A 24,117-nucleotide genomic window follows, 5' to 3' on the forward strand; every position below is an offset into this window, starting at 1 on the left:
CTAGTCCGAAGTGGTGCCACGGTGATTGCGGTAGATGGTCAGGGCGCTGGGGTGCGCGCGGAACCGGAAGTGGTTGCCGAGCGGCCCGACCTCGCCGTCGGTGGCGATCCGGCGGTTGCCGTCGAGCAGCCGGACCTCGAGTTCCGGCACGTCGGCCTCCCGGTAGACGTGGCTCCTGGTGAGGGAGTTGGTCACGGTGGCGAGCAGGAACCTGGCTCGTGAGTAGGGCAGGTCGGCGCGCAGGTACCGGACATCGAGCAGGCCGGTGTCGAGCGCCGGGCGGCGGCTGGGCCAGAACCCCTTCGGCGCGTAGGTCCCGTTGCCGACGAAGATCAGCCACACCGCGACCCGCCTGCCGTTGAGCTCGACCCGGAGCGGTGTGGCGCGCCGCAGCGTGCGGACGAGCGCGAGCAGGGCCGCGGGCCACTTCGGCAGCCGTTCCTGCAGCTTTTCCCGGATCCGCACCAGCTCCGGGTAGCCGCCGACACTCGCGGTGTTGACGAACCACCGGCGGTCCAGGCCGTCGGTGCCCTCGATCTCGACCTCGCCGAGGTCGATGCCCACCGCGGAGCCGGCCTCGGTGGCCCGGTCGGCCTCGGGCATCGAGCGGAGGCCGACGTCCCGCGCGAAGTGGTTCAGCGTCCCGGCCGGGAAGAGCGCGAGCGGCAGGCCCCGCTCGGCGGCGACGGAGGCCACCGCGGCGACGGTGCCGTCCCCGCCCGCGACGCCGAGGGCGCGGATGGCACCGTCGGCCGCGTCGATCTCGGATTCGAGCTGGGCGCGGATGTCGGTGGCCGGGTCGGGGTGGATCAGCTTCGCCTTGGGCCAGGCGTGCCGCGCCTCCGCGGCGGGGTCCTGGCCGCCGGGGCCGGAGTTCGGGTTGACCAGCACGAGCATGTCGTCACCGTCGACCATGGGCGGGGCGTCGGCGTCGTGCGCGGTGCGCGCCGGGACGTCGGGGTGCACCGGCCACCAGCGGCGGGTGGCGAGTCCCGCGGCGACGCCGACGAGCGCGCCGGCGCCCACGTCGCTCGGCCAGTGCACACCGGTGTGGATCCGGGAGTACGCGACGGCGGCGGCGAGCGGGGCGATGACGAGCCCCGCCTTTGGCGATTCCAGCGCGACGGCGGTGGTGAACGCCGCGGCGGAGGCGGCGTGCCCGGACGGGAACGACGAGGAGGTGGGCCGCTTGGTCAGCCTCCGGTGCACGGGGACCTCCTCCGCGGCCGGCCTGCGGCGGGGGAACAGCAGCTTCCCGACCAGGTTCGCCGCCGCGCTGGCACCCGCGATCGCGGCCACCCCACGCAGCGCGCCTCGGCGTGTAGCGCCCTTCCTGGCGGCGAGAACGGCGCCAGCCGCCCACCACAGCCTGCTCTTGTTCGCGGCCACGCTGAGGGTCGTGAGCACGTCGTCGGCCCTGGTGCGGGGGAGCGCGGCGCTGAGCCGGACGAGTTCGCGGTCGGTCTCGCCGACCTGCCTGAGCGATCTCTTGAGGGACTTGAACACAACCCGCAACCTAGCCGAAACCGGATCACCGTCCGCTCGGCCGGTGGCCGGAGCGCCTCGGGCGTACCCGGCGGGCGGGCCGGTGGGGTCCGGTGCCGCCCGGCCCGAGGGGCCAAATCGCACGCCATGTCCGGCGTCGTGTTCCGCGACGGATAGCCGATGATCCCATGATCGGTCACGCAATTTCCGTGCTTCCGGATCGTGGCACGCCGGTTCCCGATGTTTTTGATCATGCCGAGCGATCCGGAACAATCGATACCCGCTATTTAGCGTCTTGCGTTGCCCACTGAGAGTGATTGCGCCATTTCGTACTCCTGATCCGCGTCGGCCGATTCCGGTAACGGATAGCGACGGGTCGAACGCGCTGTCGTGGTCCCGGCGAAGCGGAGCGTGGGGCCGCGACGTCGAGCGGACAGCATCGAGTCGCCGCGCGGTACCGCCGAGTCGGGTAGAACCCGGCCTCACACCTCCCCAGTTGTCGCCAGTGTGCCCGATGAGCTGGGCGGGACATCACGAACGGGCTCCTCGAATCACACGCCGGCGCGACGGTGCCTGGTTGCCCGGCGTACGGGTTGTCGACGACGAACCCGCGCGCTGCGCCCAAGTCGGTTCATTTCTTTCCATAAATGATGGAATCGGACCTGGCAACAGTTGCTCGCCGTGGTCGAATCGGCGATGCTGGCCTCGGGGTCACGGATCAGAGCCTGCCGCCCCGGCTCGACGGCGAAGAGCCGGTTTGGTGCGCGGACGCCTCTCCTGGCTTGGCGGAAACAGCGGGGGACCGGGCCTGGGACGGTGTTGGACGTCATGGGGGATTTTGATGATCGACGTGAATGCACGGTCGTTTCGGTCGGTAACGGCACATGAGGAAACAGTGACGATACCGATACTTTCTTTGCGTCCGGGCGAGTCGCCGAGGTTGAGAGGCGAGGACAAGAGGCACGTCGCGCGGCTCGCGGAAACGGATTCGCCGCTGCCGCCGATCCTGGTCGACCGGCGCACGATGCGGGTCATCGACGGGATGCACCGGTTGATGGCGGCTTCCATGCGGGGCCAGGACGCGATCGAGGTCGAGTTCTTCGACGGCGATCCGGAAGAGGGATTCCTGCGGGCCGTCCGGGCGAACGTGACCCACGGCTTCCCGTTGTCCCAGGCCGATCGCCGGGCGGCCGCGATCCGGATCGTCGGGTCCCACCCCCGGCTGTCGGACCGGACCATCGCGGAGATCACCGGTCTCGGCGCCAGGACCGTGGCGTCCATCCGCCGATCCAGCGACTCCGTACCGGAGGCGCCCACCCGGATCGGCAGGGACGGCAAGGTGCGCCCGTTGAACGGCGGGGCGGGCCGGCGGCGGACCGCGGAGTTCATCGCCTCGAACCCCAACGCGTCACTGCGGGAGGTCGCCAGGGCGGCTGGCGTTTCTCCCGGCACGGTCCGGGACGTCCGCAAGCGGCTCGAACGTGGTGAGGAGCCGACGCCGCCCGAGCCCCGCCAGGAGGGCCCGGTGGAGCGGGCGAAGCAGGTGGCCGGCGGCCCCGGCCCCGCCGAGCGGGAGCCCGGCACGGTGACCGGTGCGCCGGTGGTCGCGGAGGCGGGCGAGGGGACGGCCAAGTCGCCCGCCGTGGACCGGGAGGCGGTCCGGTACGCCCTGGAGAAGCTGCTGCGTGATCCGTCGTTGCGGCACAACGAGCAGGGCAGGCGGCTCCTGCGTCTCGTGCAGCACACCGCGGCCGAGGACTGGCTCGGGGCCACCGAGGCCGTGCCGCCGCACTGCCTGGCGGTGATCACCCACCTCGCCCGCCACTTTTCCGAGATGTGGCTGTCCTTCGCGGGGGGACTGGACGACCGCGCGGCGATCGCGGATCCGTGGGGAGCCCGTCCGGCGGACGCCGCGAAATGACCGGTGCCGGGGCCACCGGGCGCCGTCCGTCGCGGGGCGCGTTCCCGTCCGGGACAGCCTGATTCGCCGTCGCGCGCGACGGCGAATGGTGAAGTCCCTTTGCGTTCGCGCCCCGGCTATTCCGCCGTACGGGGCATGACCGGCTCTCGATGAATTCGCGGTATTTCGTGTGCAACTGCGCCAAAGGCGGCGGTTGCACACGGTGGCCGCACGCCAGACCACTGGGGCATGGTGGTTCGTTGCCTGCACGAGTGCGGTGCAGGCCAAACTAAGGAGTTGGAGAATGCGGTTCGCGCTGGGGCACGACGATCTGCATCCGACCGAAGAAGTGGAAATAGGTTTCCTGTCCGTGGGTGGCTCGCCGCGAATCGCCGGTGAGAACCTGGAGCACGTGGAAATGCTGGTCGCCGCCAGCGAGCCACTGCCACCGATCGTGGTGCACCGGCCCACGATGCGGGTCATCGACGGCGTGCACCGGCTCCGGGCCGCGGTGCTGGCGGGGCGCACGACGATCGCGGTGCGGTTCTTCGACGGCACCGAAGAGGACGCCTTCATCCTGGCCGTGGAGTCCAACATCGCGCACGGCCTGCCGCTGTCGGCGGCCGATCGCAGGCGGGCCGCGGAGCGCATCATCGCGACCCACGGCCGGTGGTCGGACCGGATGATCGCGTCGGTGGTCGGCATGGCCGCCAAGACGGTGGCCGAGATCCGCCGAGGCACGGATGCGGGCGGGGCGGGCGAGCTGGCCCGCATCGGCAGGGACGGCCGGGTCCGGTCCATCGACGTGAGCGCGGGGCGCAGGCTGGCCCACGAGATGATCATCGGCGATCCCAGCCTGTCGTTGCGCAAGGTCGCCCGCGCGGCCGGGATCTCGGCGGAGACCGTGCGAGATGTCAAGAACCGGGTGCTGCGCGGAGAGGACCCGGTACCGCGGAAACAGCAGGGGAAGGCCGAGGGCTGGGGCGGCGACCGGACCCCGGGGAGCGCGGCCGTCCAGTGCGCGGTGAAGCCGCCGCCTGCCGCGGTGGTGGCACGGCTGCGGGACGATCCCGCGCTGCGGCTCAACGAGAACGGGCGGGACCTGTTGCGGTTGCTGAACATCCACCTGGTCCGTTCCGAGGACTGGAACAGAATCATCGACAGCGTGCCGCCGCACAGTACGGAAACGATCGCCGAACTGGCGCGCTACTGCGCCGAAAAATGGTCGGAGATCGCGTCCCGTATCGAGCGTAGAGGGTCGAAGTCGGCCTAGCGGCGAATGCGTTCGGAAAAGGTGTCCAACCGCTGCGTTTTCGCACTTGGACACCCGGTCGGCGACGCTCGGCCGAGTTCGCTCGGCGACGTCGTCCGATGAGTGTGTCGAAAAACTATTTCGGAGGTGTCAGATGGAAATCGGATCGGTCGATCACGTCGAGTTGTTCGTGACGGACGCGGAGGAGACCGCGGCGCGGCTGTGCGACTCGTTCGGGTTCGCGATCGCCGGCCGCGGCGGCGCGAACACCGGCCTGCGCGGCTGCGAGTCGGTGCTGCTGCGCCAGAACGACATCGCGCTGCTGCTGACCACGGCCACCAGCCCGGACCACCGCGCGGCCGAGTACCTGCGGCACCACGACGAGGGTGTCGGGGTGATCGGCATCGGCGTCGACGACGCGCACGCCGCGTTCGCCACGGCGGTGGAACGCGGGGCGGTGCCGGTGGCCCCGCCGGAGGAGTTCGGCCCCGCCGGCGCGCGGGTCACCTACGCCTCCGTGCTCGGTCTCGGGGACATCGAGCACCGTTTCGTCTCCCGTGAGCGGCCGGGCGGGCCGTTCGCGCCCGCCATCGAGGAGACGGGATCCCGTGCCCCCGGCGGCGGGCTGCACCGGATCGACCACTTCGCGGTGTGCGTGCCCGCCGGTGAACTGGACGAAACCGTCCGCCGCTACCAGGAGATCTTCGGCCTCACGAAGACCTTCGAGGAACGGATCGTCGTCGGCTCGCAGGCGATGGATTCAAAGGTCGTCCAGAGCCGGTCCGAGATGCTGACCTTCACCGTCATCCAGCCCGACACCACGCGCGATCCCGGGCAGATCGACACCTTCGTGCGGTCCCACGGCGGGGCGGGCGTGCAGCACATCGCGTTCCTTACCGCCGACATCAGGACCGCGGTGCGCACCAGCGCCGAGCGCGGGGTGCGGTTCCTGTCCACCCCGCTGAGCTACTACGAGGCGCTGCCCGGCAGGCTCGGCGAGATCGGCGTGCCGGTGGAGGAGCTCAGCGCGCTCGACATCCTCGCCGACCGCGACCACACCGGTGTCATGTTCCAGATCTTCACCGAGTCCACGCACCCGCGCCGGACCCTGTTCTACGAGCTGATCGAACGCCGGGGAGCCCGCACGTTCGGCAGCAACAACATCCACGCCCTGTACGAAGCCGTCGAGCGCCAGCAGGCGGCCGACACGACCGCCCGACACGCCTGACGCGTCCGGCGTGTCGACGCCGGGAACAGGAGCCGTAATGGAATTGACGCTCGATGGGTTCGCGCGGCTGGCCAGGGAACGGCTGGACCCGCCGGTCTGGGATTTCCTCGAAGGCGGCGCCGGGGAAGAGCGGACGCTGGCGGCGAACGCCGCCGCGTTCGACCGGATCTGGCTGCGGCCGTCGGTGCTGCGGGGAGCGAGCCGTCCGGAAACCGTCGCCAAGGTGCTCGGCCGCACCTGGGACGCGCCGGTGGCGGTCGCGCCGGTCGCCTACCACACGCTCGCGCATCCGGAGGGTGAGCTGGCCACCGTGCGGGGAACCGGGGCCGCCGCGAAGGTCCCGGTGGTGATCAGCACCTTCGCGGGCCGCCCCTTCGCCGACCTCGCCGCCGAGGCCGCCGTGCCGCTCTGGCTCCAGGTCTACTGCATGCGGGACCGCTCGGTCACCCGGCGTCTCGTCGAACACGCCGAGCGCGCGGGTTTCGAGGCGCTGGTCCTCACCGTCGACACGCCACACCTCGGCCGCCGGTTGCGGGACGTGCGCAACGACTTCCGGCTGCCGCCGGGCGTGGTGCCCGCCAATCTGGACGGGGACGGCTTCGCCACGCCGTCGGCGCATTCGCGCGCGGCGTTCGATCCCGACCTGGACTGGTCGGTGGTGGACTGGCTGCGCTCGATCTCCGCGTTGCCGATCCTGGTCAAGGGGATCCTCACCGGCGCGGACGCGCGGCGCGCGGTGGAGGCCGGGGTGGACGGGATCGTGGTTTCCAACCATGGGGGCCGTCAGCTCGACGGCGTGCCGGGAACGCTCGACGTCCTGCCCGAGGTGACGGCGGCCGTCGGCGGGCGCGTCCCGATCCTGCTCGACGGCGGGGTGCGCCGGGGCCGGGACGTGCTGGCGGCCCTCGCGCTCGGCGCCGACGCGGTCCTCATCGGCCGCCCGGTGCTGCACGGCCTCGCGGCCGGCGGGGCCGAGGGGGTACGGGACGTCTTCACCGTTCTCCTCGACGAGCTGACCGACGCGATGTCGCTGGCGGGCCTGCGGACCCTCGCCGAGGTCGGCCCCGAACTGGTCAGCCAGGCGCCCTCGCCGCACCGAGTGGACCAGCCGGTGGCCGTGCGTGCCGGTGTGGGGAACGGGGGAGAGCTGCGTCTGGCCGATCTCCACGCGAGTGTCGCCGATCCCGGCATGGACACGATGAACTTCCTGAACGAGGTGACGCTGCGCTACCCGGAGGCGGTGTCGTTCGCGCCGGGGCGGCCCTACGCCGGGTTCTTCGACACCGAGCAGATCTTCGGCTACGTGCGCCGATATCTGGATCATCTGGCCGAGCGGGGCCACTCGCCCGAGCAGGTACGCGAGGCGGTGTTCCAGTACGGCCCCGCCGCCGGGCTGATCCGCGAACTGATCGCCGACTCGCTGCGCGTGGACGAGGACATCGAGGTGCCGCCGGAGTCCATTGTGGTCACGGTCGGCTGCCAGGAGGCCATGTTCCTGACGCTGCGCGCGCTGATCTCCGGCCCGGACGACGTGCTGCTGGTCGCCAGTCCCTGCTACGTGGGGATCACCGGGGCCGCCCGGCTGCTGGACGCCGAGGTGGTCGCCGTCGACGAGGACGAGAACGGGCTGTCGTGCGACGCGCTCGAAGCCGCGGTGGAGGCGGTGCGGGCGCGGGGCAAGCGGCCTCGGGCTGTTTACGTGGTCCCGGACCATTCGAACCCGTCCGGCGTCACCATGCCGCTGGCGGCCAGGCGCGCACTGCTCGACCTGGCCGGGCGGCTCGGCGTGCTCGTCCTGGAGGACAGCCCGTACCGGCGGGTCAGCCCTGGCGCCCAGATACCGGCGCTGAAGGCGCTCGACCGGACGCGGCAGGTGATCCACCTGGGCTCCTACGCCAAGACCGTGTTCCCCGGGGCGCGCATCGGGTTCGCGGTCGCGGACCAGCCGGTGGTGGCGCCGGACGGCGGCACGAGCCTGCTCGCGGCCGAGCTCGCCAAGATCAAGAGCATGGTCACCGTGAACACCTCACCGCTGAGCCAGGCGGCGGTGGCGGGCGCGCTGCTCGAATCCGGCGGCCGCGTTTCGGAGTTCGCCACCGAGACGGCCGCGTACTACGGGGCGGCGATGCGCCGCACGCTGGAATGCCTGGAGCGCGAGTTCCCGGCCGGGCGAAGGGCCCGGCTCGGGGTGAGCTGGAACGCGCCGAGCGGGGGCTTCTTCCTGACCCTCCAGGTACCTTTCCTCGCCGACAACGCCGCGCTGACCCGGTCCGCGCAGGAGTTCGGGGTGATCTGGACGCCGATGTCGTACTTCTACCCGCAGGGCGGTGGTGAGCACACGCTCAGGCTGTCGACCAGTTACCTGACGCACGCAGACATCGAGAAGGGCATCGTCCGGCTGGGCGAGTTCGTGGAGTCGGAGGTGACGGCCCGACGGGGCTGAGCCACTCGGGAATCGGGCCCGGCGCGGTGACCCTCGCAGATCACCGGGCCGGGCCCGATTTCGCGCCTCCAACGGCCTTCTGTGCTCTGACGAGGCCCTTAGCAGCAGCGTCGGTCTCGCCCGCGGTCGAGCGCTCGCCGGACGGTTTCGCCGGGCGCTAAGCGCCGGGAAGCAACATGATCACGTTCTCCGCGTCGCGTTCGACCGCGGCGCGGCTGTAGAGCAGCGGGAAGTAGTCTCCGGTCCGCCAGCGCTCCAGCAGGTCGCGGTAGTGCGGGCCGGTCGTGTTGCCGGACTGGCCCGGCGCGCTGACCGCCTTGGACCCGTCCCAGTGCCCGACGTCGAGCGCCATCTTGAACGACGCCCCCACGCCCTGACCATACGTCGTGGGGTCGTACTTCGAGACGTCCACCGTGTACCCGGAGCCGCCGCGTTCCACCGGGCCGACGTGCCGTCCGGTGGTGCTCAGGAACGAGGTGTGCTGGAGGGCACCCCAACGCCACTTGGCCGGATCGTCCCCGAGTTTTCCGCGTACCTCGGCGAAGGCGGCGCCGAGGGTGGTCAGCAGCAGCCGGTCCCTGGTGGCCGCCCCGCCGGGCCACTGGCCGGGATGTTCGAGCGTGTCGAGCATCAGGCCGAGGTTCCCGCCGGGGACCGCCGCGAGCGAGGCCGCCTCCTCGTTCAGGAACACGTGCAGGAACGCCGGGACGAGATGGTTGGTGAACCATGGCTCGTAGAGCGCGGTGGGTGCCGAATCGACGTGCGCGACGCCGTCGTACCCGCGGAGCAGGCCCAGCGCCCGCTCGGTGTCGGGATCGGTGCCGCGCAACCCGGCCAGCAGCTTCACCAGGCGGCGCGCCGGAAGTGACAGCTGGTCGTTCTGCAGCCGCACCGAGTCGTCGACGGACTGACGAGAGCCGGCGGAAAGCACGTCGTCGATGCGCTGCTTGCGATACGGGGGCTCCCATTCGTATCCCACCTGGAACGGATGGCCCGCCGGGACGTTGTAGTCGTTGGCGGAGGCGATGAAGCCGTTCCTCGGATTGTAGGAGCGCGGCAGCGTGGCGCCGTCGTGAAAGCCGGTCCATTCGTACCGGCCGTCGCCGGGGACCGGGAATAGGCCGTCGTAGCCGGAACGCTTCGGTGCCAGCCCGGCCGCGACCCAGCCGATGTTCCCGCGGGTGTCGGCGTAGAGCAGGTTTTCCGCGGGACCGCCCCACTGCCGCAGCGCGGCGGAGAAGTCCCCGAAGTTCCGTGCCCGCAGGTAGCGCATGGAGCCGAAGTACGGTGCCGTCCCCGGTTCCGTCCACGTCGTGCGCAGCGCGTAGGCCACGTGGCGCGCCGCGTCGACCCGGAGTACCGGACCGTGGCGGGAGAACTGCATCGCGACCCGTTGCGGTGGCCCGTCCTTGACGGGGACCTCCTCGGTGACCGTCCGGAAGGACTCCCACCCGTCGCGGTAGCGGTACCGGCCGGGGTCGTTCGGGTCCAACTGGTAGACGTACAGGTCCTCCTGGTCGATGCCGAACACGGTCAGCCCGAACGCGACCGTTTTGTTGTGGCCGAGGGAAATCCCGGGCAGGAACGGTTCGCCAGCCCCGATCACGTCGAGGCCAGGCGCCGACAGGTGACTGATGTAGCGCAGCGGCGGCGCGGTCAGCGCCCGGTGCGGATCATTGGCCAGGATCGGCCGCCCGCTCGCGGTTCTGCCCGGCGAAACCACCCAGCTGTTGCTGCCCTCCTCCATCCCGGAGGTGTACCGCGCCTGCCGCCCGCCGAAAGGCTGCGGCCCGGCCGGGGCGACGGGCTCCAGTACGTCCGCCGGGATCGAACACGGGTCGATCCCGGCGGGGACGACCGGGGTGTGGGCGGGCTGGAGAGCGTGGGCGAACTTGTCGGCCTCGACGCCGCCCGCGCAGACCAGCCGGGAACGCAGCACCTCCGACGCCGCGTTCATGGACAGCCCGTGCTTGCGGACGCGTACCACGTCCTCGGGCTGCCACCGGCCCGGCTTGAAGCCGAACTCCGTGAACTCCGGCGGCAGGCTTTCCGGGTGACGCTCCATCCAGTCCAGCTGGGCGTTGACGCCCTCGGTGAACCGGATCGCCGCCTGCTTCGCCTCGGGACCGTAGGCCGCCCATTCGCGGTCCATGTCGCCGCGGTAGAGGAGCAGCCGGGCCGCGCGGTCCTGCTGCACGAAGGACGGGCCGAGCGCCTCCGAGAGCAGCCCGAGACCGCTTCGCCGCCAGACGTCCATCTGGAACAGCCGGTCGCGCGCGGCGTTGAACCCTTGTGCGAGAAAGAGGTCGCCGGTGTTCTGCGCGTAGATGTGCGGCACGCCCCAGTGGTCGACGACCATCCGCACCGGACGGCTCAGCCCGGGGACCTGGTAGGTCTCGGTGCGTGGCCCGGCGATCACGGCCGGCGGAGCCATTCCGCACAGCAGCGCGGTGACGGCCAGGATCGTGCCCGCCTTCCGGGCGCGGCGCGTCATCGGCCCGGATCCGGTTCGCGCCAGGACATGCCGTCGGACGAGGCGACGAGCCCGCCGTCGAGAACCGGGGTGTCCTCGCCCGCGGCGTCGCCGAGCTGCGCCCTGGTCTGCACCTGCGACCCCTCCTGCATCGCCTGACGCACCACCGACGACCGGAACAGCGGCGTCATGTTCTCCTCGCGCGCCTCGACCAGCGTGTCGACGGCGTCGGCGAACTCCGCCGAGCGCTGCTTGAGCCGCAGGGCACCCGATTCGGTGTCGGACAGGTCGAATTCGGTGCTGGAGATCCCCGCGATGAGTTCGACGAACGACTCCAGCTCGGGCCGGCTGCTCCTGGTCACCTTCTTCGCCGACCAGAAGTACGAGTCCTCGTCGATGTGCATGTCGTAGAAGGAGGTCAGGAACTCGTAGAAGACGCCGTACTCGCGGCGGTACCGCGCCTCGAACTCGTCGAAGGCCCGCTGCTCGCCGACGGTCCCGGCCAGGACGCTGTTGATGGAGCGGGCCGCCAGCAGCGCGCTGTAGGTGGCCAGGTGCACCCCGGAGGAGAACACCGGGTCCACGAAGCAGGCCGCGTCGCCGACGAGCGCCATGCCCGGCCGCCAGAACTTCGTGTGGTGGTAGGAGTAGTCCTTGCGTACCCGCAACTGCCCGTACTGGCCGGTGGTGACCCGGGTGGCGCCGGTGAGGTACTCGCTGATCAGCGGGCATTCGGCGATGAGGGCGCGCAGCGCCGTCTCGGGGTCGCCCTGCACCTTCGCCGCGTCCTCCCGGCGGACGACCGCGCCGACGCTGGTCAGCGTGTCGCTGAGCGGGATGTACCAGAACCACCCGTGCTTGAACGCGACGGACAGGATGTTGCCGGAGTTCGGGGCGGGCAGGCGCTTGCCGTTCTCGAAGTACCCGAACAGCGCCAGGCTGCGGAAGAAGTCGGAGTACTTCCGCTCGCCACCGACCCGGTGGTGGATGCGTCCGGTGTTGCCGGAGGCGTCCACGACGTACCGGGCCGACACCTCGTGCCCGGTCCCGTCCGCATCGGTGTAGCGCACCCCGCGCACCCGGCCGTCCTCGCCCGCCACGACGTCGGTCACCGTGCGGTTCTGGCGGACGTCGACACCTTTACGGGAAGCGTTTTCGAGCAGGATATTGTCGAATTTGCTCCGCTCGACCTGATAGGCGAACGAGGTCGGCCCCGCGACCTTGGACGAAACGGAGAAGGCGAAGTTCCACGGCGCGGGGTTGGCGCCCCATCGGAAGGTGCCACCGCGTTTGCGCGGGAAACCCGCGTCGGCGAGTTCGCCGTCGACACCGAGCAGATGGCAGATACCGTGCACGGTGGACGGCAACAGCGATTCCCCGATCTGGTACCGGGGGAAGGTCTCCTTCTCCAGCAGCAGGACGCGATGCCCCCGCATGGCCACCAGTGTCGCGAGTGTCGAGCCCGCCGGGCCACCGCCGACGACCGCTACGTCGAATTCCTCGTGTCGTGCCGTGCTCATTCGGCCTCCTGGAACGCGTTTCCGGTACCTCGATCAGCTGATTACTCCGGGTTCCAGGATTCCACAGAACGTCCCGGCGGCCCACCTTTGACAGTTTCCGCGAGCGGTCCGGAAAACGGTTCGGGAGATGCGTAAATGCGCCGTCGAGACAATTTCTCGGCGACGCATTTACCGGCGGGTCAGCTCATCACCCGGCGTCGTATCCGGACGAGGCTGAACGCGAGGAGAACTCCGCTGAGCGCGAGGTAGACCACGGTCTCCAGTACCTGGAACGTCCAATAGCGACTGGTGGGCTGGTAGCTGACGTCGACGTGGAGGTTGTACTTGGCGAGACACACCGCGGCGTCGCCGAAGGTGCCGCTCGCGCCGGTCTTGGGCGGGTTGTTGATGCAGGCGCCGAACTTGCCGCCGTCGATGGTCCTGCCGTCCGGGGTGCGCAACGGGCTCGTCTCGGCGATCCAGGCGTCCGGCGCCGCCGGGATCCGGACCCCGTTGATGACCGAGCCACCGGTGATGCTGCCGAGGTTCTGTGCCTCGTTGATGGCCTCGGCGGTCATCGGCAGCGTGGCGTGCTCGGCGGGCACGAGGCTGGGCCGGACCACGTTGGCGAAGAAGAACTGGAAGGCGATGAAACCGACCAGGGTCAGTGCCATCGCGGGCAGGGTCCGCCGCAGCAGGAGCCCGGCAAGGGTGCCGAGGGTGAACGCCAATGCGGCGTATCCGATCGGGGCGAGGTAGCGCGCGCCGAAGACGAACGTGCTGAACTGGTTCTTGACGACCTCGTCGAACGGCGCGGCCGCCCAGGTGAGCATCGCGCCCGCCACCCCGGTGAGGAGCATGGCGGCGAGGCCGACGACCAGGACCTTGGTCAGCAGCCACCGTGGACGGGTGACGCTCTGGTTCCACGCCAGCGTGTGGGTGTTCCCCTCCAGTTCCCGCGCGATCAGCGGCGCGCCCCAGAACGTCCCGAGGACCGCGGGGACCAGCGCGAGGCCGGCCGCGAGGAACAGCAACGTGTTCTCGTAGGTGGCGCGGAACTGGGCCTTCGCCTGCGCGCAGTCGGCCACGCCGTGGCAGTTGGCCTGGAAGACGGCGTAACCCTCGCGAACGTCCGTGCCCAGGTACACCAGGTAGGCGACGATCACGGCCAGCGCCACGGCGCCGGTCAGCGCCTGGACCCGGAACTGCCGCCAGCTCAACCACATCATCGCTGGGTCTCCCAAGCCTCGGTCTCGACGTCCGCGCCGGCACCCGTCCCCATGCCCGCCGCCCTGCTCATGTACGCGAGGACGAGTTCTTCGAGCGAGACCGGCTCGACCGGGTGGGGCAGCGGCCCCGACGTGGCGCCGGTACGGATGACCGCGTGGCTGTGGTGACCGCGGTTCTCCACGCGGATGACCTCGACGCCGGGGGGCAGCCGGTCCAGCCCGCCGCGCGGCGCGGTCATCCGGGCGTGCCCGGTCAGCAGGGCCCGGACGTCGCCCGCGACCTGCACGCGTGAGTCACACAGCACGATGAGGTAGTCACAGACCTGTTCGATGTCGTCGAGCAGGTGCGAGGACAGCACCGCGCTGGCGCCGAGCTCGCGCACGAAGTCCATCAGGTTCCGCAGGAAACCCTTGCGCGCCAGCGGGTCCAGCGCCGCGGCGGGTTCGTCGAAGATCAGCAGTTCCGGTCGCTTGGCGGCCGCGATGGTCAGCGCGAGCTGGGCGCGCTGACCACCCGACAGATGCCCCGCCCGCTGCCCGGGGTTCAGCCCGACCTGCCGGACCCGGCGTTCGGCCAGTGCCTGGTCCCACCCCGGGTTCATCTTCGCGCCGAGGGTCAGGTGCTCGGCCACGCTGAACGACCCGTACACCGGCGTGTTCTGCGCGACGAACCCCACCCTCGCCAGGTGCGCCGCGTTCGCCGCCGGACGGGACCCCAGCACGGTCAGCGATCCCGCCGTCGGCTCGATCAGCCCGCAGGCCAGGTGCAGCAGGGTCGATTTGCCCGCTCCGTTCGGGCCGACCAGGCCGATGACCCGGCCGGCGGGAATGGTGAGGTTCACGTCGACGAGGGCCTGCTTGCCGCGGCGGCCGTATTTCTTGGCCAGGCCCGTCGCGTGGAACACCGGAGGGGAGTCTGCGTGTGGCATGCACTCATCCTGGAATTCCCCGTTTTTCCCGGCATCAGCCCAAAGCACGGTTTCCGCTCTCGGCGACCGCACTTTTGACCGGTTCGGCGCCGAGGTCCCGCTGCTGGGCGAACTGCGTCCGGTAAAGTTCGGCGTAGAGCCCGCCGCCCGCGAGCAGTTCGTCGTGCGTGCCGCGTTCCTGGATCCGCCCCTTGTCGATCACCAGGATCTGGTCGGCGTCGTGGATGGTGGACAACCGGTGCGCGATGACCAGTGAGGTCCGGCCGGCGAGCGCGGTCTTCAACGCCCGCTGGATGGCCGACTCGGACTCGGAGTCCAGATGCGCGGTCGCCTCGTCCAGTACGACGATCGGGGGCGACTTGAGCAGCAGCCTGGCCAGCGCCAGCCGCTGCTTTTCCCCGCCGGACAACCGGTAGCCGCGATCGCCCACGATCGTGTCGAGTCCGTCGGGCAGCTGGGAGATGGTCGGCCAGATCCGCGCGGCCTCGCACGCCTCGACGATCTCGGGCTCGGTGGCGTCCGGCCGCGCGTAGAGCAGGTTGGCGCGGATCGAGTCGTGGAACAGGTGCGCGTCCTGGGTGACCACGCCGACCGCGTCCTTCAGCGAGTCCAGGGTCAGGTCCCGGACGTCGTGCCCGCCGATCCGCACGGTTCCGGCGGTGGTGTCGTAGAGCCTCGGCACCAGATGGGTGATCGTGGTCTTGCCCGCGCCGGAGGGCCCGACGAGCGCGGTGAGCTTGCCCGCCGGGGCGTGGAAGGTGACCCCGTCCAGTACCAGCGCGTTCTCGCCCTGGTCCAGCGCGCGCGTGGGCACCGCCTCGAGGGAGGCCAGGGAAACCTCTTCGGCGGCGGGATAGCGGAAGGCGACCTGGTCGAACTCGACGTGCGGCGCGGTGCCGTTCCCCGGTTCCGGTGCGGGCAGGGGACGCGCGCCCGGCTGCTCGGCGATGATCGGTTCGAGGTCCAGCACCTCGAAGACGCGGTCGAAGCTGACCAGCGCGGTCATGATGTCCACCTGGATGTTGGTCAGCTGGTTGATCGGGGTGTAGAGCATCAGCAACAGGCCGACCAGCGCCACGAGCGTGCCGAGCTGCAGCTGGCCGTCGATGACGAACCAGCCGCCGAAGCCGTAGATCATGGCGGTCGTGATCGTGGTGAGCAGGGTGACGATGATGAACAACAGCCGTCCGTGCACGGCCATCGAAATGGCGATGTCGCGGACCTTCGCCGCCTTGCGGGAAAAGTCCGAGGACTCCTCGTGCTGGCGGCCGTAGAGCTTGACCAGCATCGCGCCGGACACGTTGAACCGCTCGTTCATCGTCGAGCCCAGCTCGGCGTCGGTTTGCATGCCGGAGCGGGCCAGCCGTTCCAGCCGCGCGGCGATGATCTTCCCCGGCAGGAAGAAGATCGGGATCAGCACCAGCGTCACCAGGGTGATCGGCCAGGACAGGTAGAACATCGTGCCGAGCACCAGCACCAGCGTCAGCACGGTGGACAGCGCCTGGGACAGCAGCGTCGAGACCGCCCGTTCCGCGCCGACGACGTCGGTGTTGAGCCTGCTGACCAGCGACCCGGTCCGCGTGCGGGTGAAGAACGCCAGGGGCTGCCGTTGCACGTGCGCGAACACCTTGGTGCGCAGATCGAAGATGAGGCCCTGGCCGACCCGGCCGGAGAACAGGGTCTGCGCGTAGATCGCGAAGACGTTCAGCAGGGCGAGCCCGACGACGAGCAGGGCCATCGTCAGCACGACGGACATCTTGCCGGGGATGATGCCGTCGTCGATGATCCCCTTCAGGAACAACGGGGTCGACACCGTGATGACCGCGTCGACCACGGTCACCAGCATCACGATGAGCAGTGACCAGCGATAGCGCATGGCGTAGGGGATGATGCGCTTCACCGTGCCGGGTTTGATCGGCTGCGGCTCGACAAGGCCTTCGACGCGCAGCCCGATGGTGCCCAGGCTGGGGTCGTCTCCGATGGTCACGAAAGCCCTCCTCAGTTGTTGTCGAGAAATTCGGTGATCGCCGCGTTGACCGCGTCCGGACGTTCCAGACAGCCGAGATGTCCGCAGCCGGGGATCTCGACGAGGTCGCAGCGGGGGATCGCCTCGGCGACCTCCGCGCCGAGGTGTGGCGGGGTGATGAGGTCATCGGTGAAGGTCACGACCCGGCAGGGCGCCGTCACCCGGCGCAGGGCCGCGCGGCGGTCGCCGGCGAGGTCGGCCCAGGTCTGCCCGGTGGCCGCGGTTTCGGGCCCGGACAGCTCGAAGACGTCCAGCCAGCTCGCCACCGCGTTGTCGTCGTCCAGTGTGGACGGTGAGAACATCTGGAAGACCTTGGTGGCGGCGTCGTAGGCGGCGGGGAGCCGCACGCCGCTTTCCACGAGTGCGATCTCCGCCTCGGCCAGCGCCAGCCTGGCGGCGTCCGCGCGTGCCCTGGTGGCGATCAGCACCGCGCACCGGACGAGTTCCGGATGGTCGATCACCAGTTCCTGGGCGATCATCGCGCCCAGTGACGTGCCGACGATCCGGCACGGCGCCAGGTCGAGCGCCTCGATCAGGCCCTTGGTGTCGGCGACGAGATCCGTGAGGGCGTACTTGCCCGGCGGCGCGTCGGAGGGCGGGATCCCCCGATTGTCGAACACGATCGGGGCGTAGCCCGCGGCGTGCAGCGCGGGTGTCTGGTGCAGCGTCCAGAAATGGCCGGCGGAACCGGACCCCGCGATCAGCAGCACCGGCTCGTCGCCTGCCGAACGTTCGTAGGCGAGCCGGATACCGTTCGCCGTCACGAAGTCCAGGGTGCGTCGGTAAGCGGCATCACCCATGTCGTTTTCCCTCCAGCCTGATCTCCGGAGGGCGTGCGATGCCGCGTCCGTCCCATCAGGAGCGGCGTCACTATGGCATGGGGCCGGGTGGGGGTACAGGCTGTCGTTGACAGCAGTGCCAAGGCGTCCAACTGCGGGAACGTCGTCAGTTGGGCGTCTACGAACGCCGTGGCCGCCGGTTGATCGGCCGCGTTTCCGTGGGTCATATTGAGCCGCCTTGAGCCCGAGGAGGCCCACTGTGTCCGATGCCGAGCTGACCACCACTCGCCTGACAGCCGAGAAGATCCAGTCCTGGCTCGTCGAGCGCGTCGCGCACTACGCCATGGTGCCCGCCGAGGAGATCGAATCCGACGTTCCGCTGGCGAACTACGGACTGGATTCGGTGTACGCCTTCGCGCTGTGCGGGGACATCGAGGACTCGCTCGGCCTTCTCGTCGAGCCCATCCTGCTCTGGGACGTCGACACCGTCGCCGCGCTCACCGCGCACCTCGCCGAGCTGGCCGCTGCATGAGCGACGCTCACCTGCGGATCGAAGACCGCTTTGTCCACAAAGGACGGAAAACCGTCTCGGGGAGCGAGGCGATCGCATGAGTGGTCTGGACCTCCCGCTGACCTCGAGCCAGCTCGGCGTCTGGTACTCCCAGCAGCTCGCACCGGAGAGCCCGGTCCACAACATCGGGGAGTACCTGGAGATCCGCGGCGACGTGGACGTCGACCTGCTCGTCGTGGCACTGCGCCGGGCGTTGGCGGAGGCCGAGACGTACCGGCTCCGGTTCCGGCTGGAGAACGGGACGCCCCGGCAGTACCTCGACGCCTCGATGGCGCACCGGATCCACGTGGCAGATCTGAGCGCCGCGCCGGATCCCCGCGCGGCCGCCGAGGAGTGGATGGCGGCCGATCTGGACCGGCCGGTGGATCTGTTCGCGGGGCCGCCGTCGGCGCACGCGGTGTTCCGGCTCGGGCCGGATTTGGTCGTCTGGTACCAGCGCGTGCATCACCTCGTCCTGGACGGGACGAGCCTTTCCACGTTCGCGGCCCGCGTCGCGGATGTCTACACGGCACTCGCCACCGGACGCGAACCCGACGATGGCGTGCTGAAACCGCTTTCGGTACTGCTCGAAGCGGACCGCGCCTACCGTGACTCCGCCGAGTCCGAACGCGACCGGCGGTTCTGGCTCGACGCGCTGGCGGGCCTGCCGGATCCGGCCGGAGCGGACCGGGCCCGGCGGCTGCCGGAGCGCCCGGTGCTGTGGGTCGAGGAGATCGACGCGGCGGGAGCCGCCGGGCTGAGGGCGGCGGCCCGCCGGTTGCAGACGAGCTTCGCTGGACTGGTGCTTTCCGCCGCCACTTTGTACCGGCAGCGCATGACCGGTGACCGCGACGTCGTGCTCGGCCTGCCGGTCGGCGGGCGGACCACCCTGGCGGAACTCGGGATCCCCGGAATGACCTCCAACGTGGTGCCGCTCCGGCAGGCGATCCCGCGCGGTGGCACCGTCGGCCCGTTCGTCCGGCAGACCTCGCGCGCGGTGTTCGACTGCCTGCGCCACCAGCGATACCCGTACGGGAGCATCCTCGCCGATCTCGGCCTCGTCGGCCGGGGCTCACTGCGCTCGCTGAGCGTCAACGTGATGCCCCTCGGCCGTCCGCTGCGCTTCGCGGACGCCGTCGCGACCCGGGCCGGTCTGTCGAGCGGACCCATCGAGGACGTCGCGATCGACGTCTTCGAGCGGGCGGTGGGCGGCGGCGTCCAGTTGCTCGTCGAGCTGAATCCCGCGCTGCACGAACCGAATTCGGGGGCGGAGATCGCCCGGAGGTTTCGCCGGGTGCTGAACCGGCTCGCGGCCGCGTCGCCCACCGAACGCCTGGACCGGATCGACGCCCTCGACGAGGACGAGCGGCGGCGCGTGCTCGTGGACTGGAACCGCACCGGCACCGAGGCTCTCGACGGGACGACGCTCGACCGGTTCGAAGCACAGGTCGAGCGCGGCCCGGACGCGGTGGCGGTGGTGTGCGGCGCGACCGAACTCACCTACCGCGAACTCGCCGGCCGGGCGCGCCGGCTGGCCGGGTCGTTGCGCGCACACGGCGTCGGCCCCGAGTCGATCGTCGCCGTCCGGCTGCCGCGCGGGCCCGAGATGCTCATCGCGATAATGGCCACCTGGCTGGCCGGGGCGGCGTATCTGCCGATCGATCCGGAACACCCCGCCGAGCGCGCGGAGTTCATGCGCGCCGACGGTGGCGCGGAGGTGCTGATCGGTCCCGGTGGCGTGTCCGGTCCGGTGGACGCGCGAGCGGCGGCGCCCGCTCCGGCCGTGGTGCCCGAACAGCTGGCGTACGTGATGTACACGTCCGGTTCGACGGGCGTGCCGAAGGGCGTGGCGGTCACGCACGCGGGGTTGGCGAACTATCTCGCGTGGGCGGTCGAGTTCTATCGGATCGGCGCGGGGGACCGGGTTCCGCTGCATTCGTCGCTCGCGTTCGACCTCACGGTGACGAGCCTGCTGGCGCCGCTGATCCGCGGCGGCACGGTGGTGATCAGTCCCGAAGGTGGCCCGGAGGGGCTGGCCGATCTGGTACGGGCGGCCGGGGACGACGAGTTCGGCCTGGTGAAGGTGGTGCCGGGACACCTGCCATTGCTGGCCGAACTGCTGTCGGCGGAGGAGCGGGCCTCGGCGGCGCGGCGGCTGGTGGTGGGCGGCGCGGCGCTGCCCGGCGCGGAGGTGCGGGCCTGGCTGGCCGATGCTCCCGGCATGGTCGTGGTCAACGAGTACGGGCCGACCGAGACGGTGGTCGGCTGTTGCGTGTTCGAGGTGGTCGCGGGAAGCCCGGTGGGCGACGTGGTGCCGATCGGCAGGCCGATCGCGAACACCCGCCTGTACGTGCTGGACGACGCGCTGGGCCCGGTCGCGCCGGGAGCCACGGGTGAGCTGTACGTGGCCGGTGGCGTCCTGGCCCGGGGTTACGCGGGACGTCCGGGCCTGACCGCGGAACGGTTCGTGGCCTGCCCGTGGGGCGGCCGGATGTACCGGACGGGCGATCTGGCGCGGTGGACCGCGGACGGGCTGCTGGAGTTCGCCGGCCGGGCCGACGAACAGGTCAAGATCCGTGGCTATCGGGTCGAGCCCGGCGAGATCGAGGCGGCGCTGACCCGGCACGCGGCGGTCGCGCGGGCGGTCGTGGTGGCCACCGGCGATCCCGCGCGGCTGGCGGCCTACGTCGTGCCCACGGCCGGCGCGGAGGTGGACGTGGCGGAGTTGCGCCGGTTCGCCGCGCGGACGCTGCCGGAGCACATGGTGCCCTCGACGGTGCAGGAGATCGCGGAGATTCCGTTGTCTCCCAACGGAAAGATCGACCATCGGGCCCTGCCCGCGCCCGAGGTGGCGGTGTCGGACCGGGCGCCACGCACGCCGCGAGAGGCGATCCTGTGCCGCTTGTTCGCCGAGGTGCTCGGACTGCCGAACGTGGGCCTCGACGGCGATTTCTTCGCGCTGGGCGGGCATTCGCTGGCCGTCACCCGGCTGATCGGCCGCATCCGCGCCACCCTCGGCCTGGAGGTGTCGATGCGGACGCTGTTCCGGGCACCCACGGTGGCGGAGCTGAACGCCGGTCTGGATGGCCCTGCCGCCGCCCGCCCGGCGCTGCGCCCGGTGCCGCGCCGGGACCCCGTGCCGCTGTCCTCGGCGCAACGGCGGTTGTGGTTCCTGCACCGGATGCAGGGCGGGGCGGCGACCTACAACGCGCCGCTCGGCCTGCGGATCACCGGCGCGCTGGATCGGGCGGCACTGGAGGCGGCGCTGGCCGACGTGGTGGCCAGGCACGAGGCGCTGCGCACCGTTTTCCCGGAGGTGGACGGGACGCCGTGTCAGCGGATCCTCGCCCCCGAGGAGGCCCGGCCGCGGTTGGTGGTCCACGAGGGCGGACGTCCCGGGCAGCGGGCGCTCGCCGCTCGCCACGTGTTCGACCTGGCGACGGAACCGCCGCTGCGGGCCGAACTGTTCGTGGTGGGGCCGGACGAACATCTGCTGGTCCTGGTCGTCCACCACATCGCGGGGGACGCCTGGTCGACGGGGCCGCTGGCGCGTGACCTCGCCGCCGCGTACGCCGCCAGGAGCGAGGGCAGGGCACCGCGCCTACCGGAACTGCCGGTGCAGTACGCGGACTACACCGTGTGGCAGCACGCGCTCCTGGGGCAGGAAGACGATCCGGAGAGCCTGCTCGGCCGCCAGGTGCGCTACTGGCGGGAGCGGCTGGCCGGGCTGCCGGTACGGCTGCGGCTGCCCGCCGACCGGCCCCGCCCGGCGGTGGCGACCCATCGTGGCGACATGCTGTCGTTCCGGATGACGCCGCGCCTGCACCGGGATCTGGTGGCGCTCGCCAGGGAACGCGGAGCCACGCTGTTCATGGTGGTGCACGCGGCGCTGGCCGCGCTGCTGACCAGGCTCGGCGCGGGGGACGACATCCCGCTGGGCGCGCCGATCGCCGGACGTCACGACGCGGCACTGGACGAGCTGGTCGGCTGCTTCGTCAACACGTTGGTGCTGCGGACCGACGTCTCCGGCAACCCGACCTTCGAGGACCTGCTGCGGCGGGTCAGGGAGGCCGATCTGACCGCGTACGAGAACCAGGACGTCCCGTTCGAACACCTGGTGGAGGTGCTCAACCCGGAACGTTCCCCGGCGCACCACCCGCTTTTCCAGGTCGGCCTGACCCTGCAGGACGCGTCGGTCGCCGCGTTCGGGCTGCCCGGCCTCGAGACGCGGCCGGAGCGGATCGCCACCGGAACGGCCCGCTTCGACCTGATGGTCGGCCTCACCGATCGCTACGGGGAGGACGGTGTGCCGTCCGGTGTCGAGGGAACGGTGGAGTACGCCACCGACCTCTTCGACGCCGGGACGGTCCGGACCCTGCTGGAGCGGCTGATCAGGGTGCTGGAGCAGGTGGCAGGGGATCCCCGGCGGCGGGTAAGCGAGCTCGACCTGCTGGCCCCCGGCGAACGCCGGTGGCTGCTGGACGAGGTCGACGACGAGGCCGTGGAAGCTCCCGACGAAACCCTGGTGACGTTGTTCGAGCGGCGGGCAGCCGCTTCCCCGGACGCGGTGGCCGTGACCGCCGTCGGCACCGAGCTGACATATGCGGAGTTGAACGCTCGCGCGAATCTGCTGGCCGGTCGGCTGATGGGCCGGGGTGTCGGCCCGGAGTCGGTGGTCGGGGTGGTGCTGCGGCGGTCGGCCGAGCTGGTGGTGGCGTTGCTGGCGGTGCTGAAGGCCGGTGGTGCGTATCTGCCGGTGGATCCGGATTCGCCAGTGGAGCGGGTCGGCTTCGTGCTGGCGGACGCGGGCGCGTCGTGTGTGGTGACGACCGAAGAGTGCGCGCCGGTGGTGCCGGAGAGCGTGCCGATCGTGCCGGCGGAGGACTCCGGGAACGACACGGTGTCGGACCTCGATCCGATCGTCCCGCTGCTTCCTTCGCACGCCGCGTACGTGATTTACACATCGGGGTCGACGGGGAAGCCGAAGGGTGTGGTGGTTCCGCATCGCAATGTGGTGGCGTTGTTCGCGGCGACGCGGGAGTTGTTCGATTTCGGTGTTGGTGATGTGTGGTCGTGGTTTCATTCGTTCGCGTTCGATTTCTCGGTGTGGGAGCTGTGGGGCGCGTTGCTGCATGGTGGCCGGGTTGTGGTGGTTCCGTTCGAGGTGTCGCGTTCTCCGCGCGAATTCGCCGAACTGCTGGAGCGGGAACGCGTCACCATGCTGAGTCAGACGCCGTCGGCGTTCTACCAGCTGATGGCGGTAGCCACCGGCGGCCTGGACAGCCTGCGGTCGGTGGTTTTCGGCGGCGAGGCGTTGGAGCCCGCGCGGTTGACCGAGTGGTGGGCGCGGTTCGGTGAGTCCGGGCCCCGGTTGGTGAATATGTACGGGATCACCGAGACCACCGTGCACGTCACCCATTTCGACCTCCCGCCGAATACCGGCGAGAGCGTGATCGGACGGGGGCTCCCCGGGCTGCGGGTGTATGTGCTGGACGAATGGTTGCGGCCCGTTCCGGCCGGGGTGATCGGCGAGCTGTACGTGGCCGGTCCGCAGGTGGCGCGTGGCTACGCGGGGCGCCCGGGACTGACCGGTGCGCGGTTCGTGGCGTGCCCGTTCGCCGCGCCGGGCGCCCGGATGTACCGGACCGGGGACCGGGCGCGCCGCACCGGCGACGGAGATCTGGTGTTCGCGGGGCGCGCGGACGACCAGGTCAAGATCCGCGGCCACCGGGTCGAACCGGGAGAGGTCCGGGCCGTGCTCGCCGGGCACCCGGCGGTGGCCCACGCCGTCGTGACGGCACGGGAGGACACGCCGGGCGAACTCCGGCTGGTCGCCTACATCGTGCCCACCCGGGAAGCCAAGGACACCGAAACCGCCGAAGAGATCGCCGGACGGGTCCGCGCGCACGCCGCCGCGCGGCTCCCCGGTTACCTATGCCCGTCTGCCGTCACGGTGCTCGACGTCTTGCCGACCACGGCCAACGGCAAGCTCGACGTCGCCGCGCTGCCCGCGCCGGACTACGCGTCGGCACGCCGGACGAGCCGGGGTCCCGCCAACGAACGCGAAGCGGCACTGTGCGCGGCGTTCGCCGAGACCCTCACCGTGCCCGAGGTCGGCGTCGAGGACGACTTCTTCCTGCTCGGCGGTCATTCCCTGCTGGCCACCAGGCTCGTCGCCCGGATCCGCGCGTCGATGGGCGCGGAACTGCCGATCGAGGAACTGTTCGCGACTCCCACCCCGGCCGGGCTCGCCGCCTGGCTCGCCGAGCACGACGACCGGACCGAGCACGTCCGGCCCGCGCTGCGGCGGATGCGTTAGCCAAG

General features: G+C 70.8%; 13 protein-coding genes. 6 read left to right on the top strand and 7 right to left on the bottom strand.

The window, feature by feature from the left end; translation table 11 throughout:
* The gene (locus ABD987_RS15120; protein ID WP_345392529.1) at nt 1–1,506 is read right to left on the bottom strand and encodes a bifunctional phosphatase PAP2/diacylglycerol kinase family protein; all 1,506 of its coding nucleotides are present in this window, start codon (nt 1,504–1,506) and stop codon (nt 1–3) included.
* A 919-nt stretch (nt 1,507–2,425) separates the two neighbouring features.
* Between ABD987_RS15120 and ABD987_RS15125 the strand changes: the two genes are divergently transcribed.
* The 4 genes from ABD987_RS15125 to ABD987_RS15140 all read left to right on the top strand — a co-directional run bounded on the left by ABD987_RS15125 (nt 2,426) and on the right by ABD987_RS15140 (nt 8,308).
* Nucleotides 2,426–3,406 carry a transcriptional regulator gene (locus ABD987_RS15125; protein ID WP_345392532.1) on the top strand — a complete coding sequence of 327 codons (981 nt, stop codon included), beginning with the start codon at nt 2,426–2,428 and terminating at the stop codon, nt 3,404–3,406.
* A gap of 283 nt (nt 3,407–3,689) precedes the next feature.
* The gene (locus tag ABD987_RS15130) at nt 3,690–4,658 is read left to right on the top strand and encodes a ParB N-terminal domain-containing protein (RefSeq protein ID WP_345392535.1); all 969 of its coding nucleotides are present in this window, start codon (nt 3,690–3,692) and stop codon (nt 4,656–4,658) included.
* A 133-nt stretch (nt 4,659–4,791) separates the two neighbouring features.
* A complete protein-coding gene (gene hppD / locus ABD987_RS15135; protein WP_345392538.1) occupies nt 4,792–5,865 on the top strand; it encodes a 4-hydroxyphenylpyruvate dioxygenase in 1,074 nt (357 codons plus the stop codon).
* A gap of 37 nt (nt 5,866–5,902) precedes the next feature.
* A complete protein-coding gene (locus tag ABD987_RS15140; RefSeq protein ID WP_345392541.1) occupies nt 5,903–8,308 on the top strand; it encodes an aminotransferase class I/II-fold pyridoxal phosphate-dependent enzyme in 2,406 nt (801 codons plus the stop codon).
* A gap of 157 nt (nt 8,309–8,465) precedes the next feature.
* Here the strand turns inward: ABD987_RS15140 and ABD987_RS15145 are convergent, their stop codons facing one another.
* The 6 genes from ABD987_RS15145 to ABD987_RS15170 form a co-directional block, all read right to left on the bottom strand.
* Nucleotides 8,466–10,802, bottom strand: coding sequence for a penicillin acylase family protein (locus ABD987_RS15145; protein ID WP_345392544.1), 2,337 nt, complete (start codon nt 10,800–10,802; stop codon nt 8,466–8,468).
* Entirely contained in the window at nt 10,799–12,301 is a 1,503-nt protein-coding gene (locus ABD987_RS15150) for a tryptophan 7-halogenase (RefSeq protein WP_345392547.1), read from the bottom strand. The genes ABD987_RS15145 and ABD987_RS15150 overlap by 4 nt, the downstream gene beginning before the upstream one ends.
* A gap of 179 nt (nt 12,302–12,480) precedes the next feature.
* Nucleotides 12,481–13,509 (bottom strand): ABC transporter permease subunit, encoded by a 1,029-nt coding sequence (locus ABD987_RS15155; protein ID WP_345392550.1) that lies wholly within the window; start codon nt 13,507–13,509, stop codon nt 12,481–12,483.
* The gene (locus ABD987_RS15160; protein WP_345392553.1) at nt 13,506–14,438 is read right to left on the bottom strand and encodes an ABC transporter ATP-binding protein; all 933 of its coding nucleotides are present in this window, start codon (nt 14,436–14,438) and stop codon (nt 13,506–13,508) included. The genes ABD987_RS15155 and ABD987_RS15160 overlap by 4 nt, the downstream gene beginning before the upstream one ends.
* Before the next feature lie 34 nt (nt 14,439–14,472).
* Complete coding sequence (locus ABD987_RS15165; RefSeq protein WP_345392556.1) at nt 14,473–16,425, bottom strand: ABC transporter ATP-binding protein; 1,953 nt, start codon at nt 16,423–16,425, stop codon at nt 14,473–14,475.
* An 11-nt stretch (nt 16,426–16,436) separates the two neighbouring features.
* A complete protein-coding gene (locus ABD987_RS15170; RefSeq protein WP_345392559.1) occupies nt 16,437–17,264 on the bottom strand; it encodes an alpha/beta fold hydrolase in 828 nt (275 codons plus the stop codon).
* Nucleotides 17,265–17,502: 238 nt separating this feature from the next.
* Here ABD987_RS15170 and ABD987_RS15175 point away from each other — a divergent pair, with 238 nt between their 5' ends.
* Both ABD987_RS15175 and ABD987_RS15180 read left to right on the top strand, forming a co-directional pair.
* Nucleotides 17,503–17,775, top strand: coding sequence for an acyl carrier protein (locus ABD987_RS15175; RefSeq protein WP_345392562.1), 273 nt, complete (start codon nt 17,503–17,505; stop codon nt 17,773–17,775).
* Nucleotides 17,776–17,851: 76 nt separating this feature from the next.
* Nucleotides 17,852–24,112 carry an amino acid adenylation domain-containing protein gene (locus ABD987_RS15180; protein ID WP_345392565.1) on the top strand — a complete coding sequence of 2,087 codons (6,261 nt, stop codon included), beginning with the start codon at nt 17,852–17,854 and terminating at the stop codon, nt 24,110–24,112.
* Nucleotides 24,113–24,117 lie beyond the last annotated feature (5 nt).

The organism is Amycolatopsis samaneae (assembly GCF_039541975.1).
Taxonomy (GTDB): domain Bacteria; phylum Actinomycetota; class Actinomycetes; order Mycobacteriales; family Pseudonocardiaceae; genus Amycolatopsis; species Amycolatopsis samaneae.

Coding starts and splice junctions, on each gene's coding strand:
- ABD987_RS15180 (WP_345392565.1), top strand. CDS start 17,852: ATGAGTGGTCTGGACCTCCCGCTGACCTCGAGCCAGCTCGGCGTCTGG.
- ABD987_RS15145 (WP_345392544.1), bottom strand. CDS start 10,802: ATGACGCGCCGCGCCCGGAAGGCGGGCACGATCCTGGCCGTCACCGCG.
- ABD987_RS15130 (WP_345392535.1), top strand. CDS start 3,690: ATGCGGTTCGCGCTGGGGCACGACGATCTGCATCCGACCGAAGAAGTG.
- ABD987_RS15150 (WP_345392547.1), bottom strand. CDS start 12,301: ATGAGCACGGCACGACACGAGGAATTCGACGTAGCGGTCGTCGGCGGT.
- ABD987_RS15140 (WP_345392541.1), top strand. CDS start 5,903: ATGGAATTGACGCTCGATGGGTTCGCGCGGCTGGCCAGGGAACGGCTG.
- ABD987_RS15170 (WP_345392559.1), bottom strand. CDS start 17,264: ATGGGTGATGCCGCTTACCGACGCACCCTGGACTTCGTGACGGCGAAC.
- ABD987_RS15155 (WP_345392550.1), bottom strand. CDS start 13,509: ATGATGTGGTTGAGCTGGCGGCAGTTCCGGGTCCAGGCGCTGACCGGC.
- ABD987_RS15160 (WP_345392553.1), bottom strand. CDS start 14,438: ATGCCACACGCAGACTCCCCTCCGGTGTTCCACGCGACGGGCCTGGCC.
- hppD (WP_345392538.1), top strand. CDS start 4,792: ATGGAAATCGGATCGGTCGATCACGTCGAGTTGTTCGTGACGGACGCG.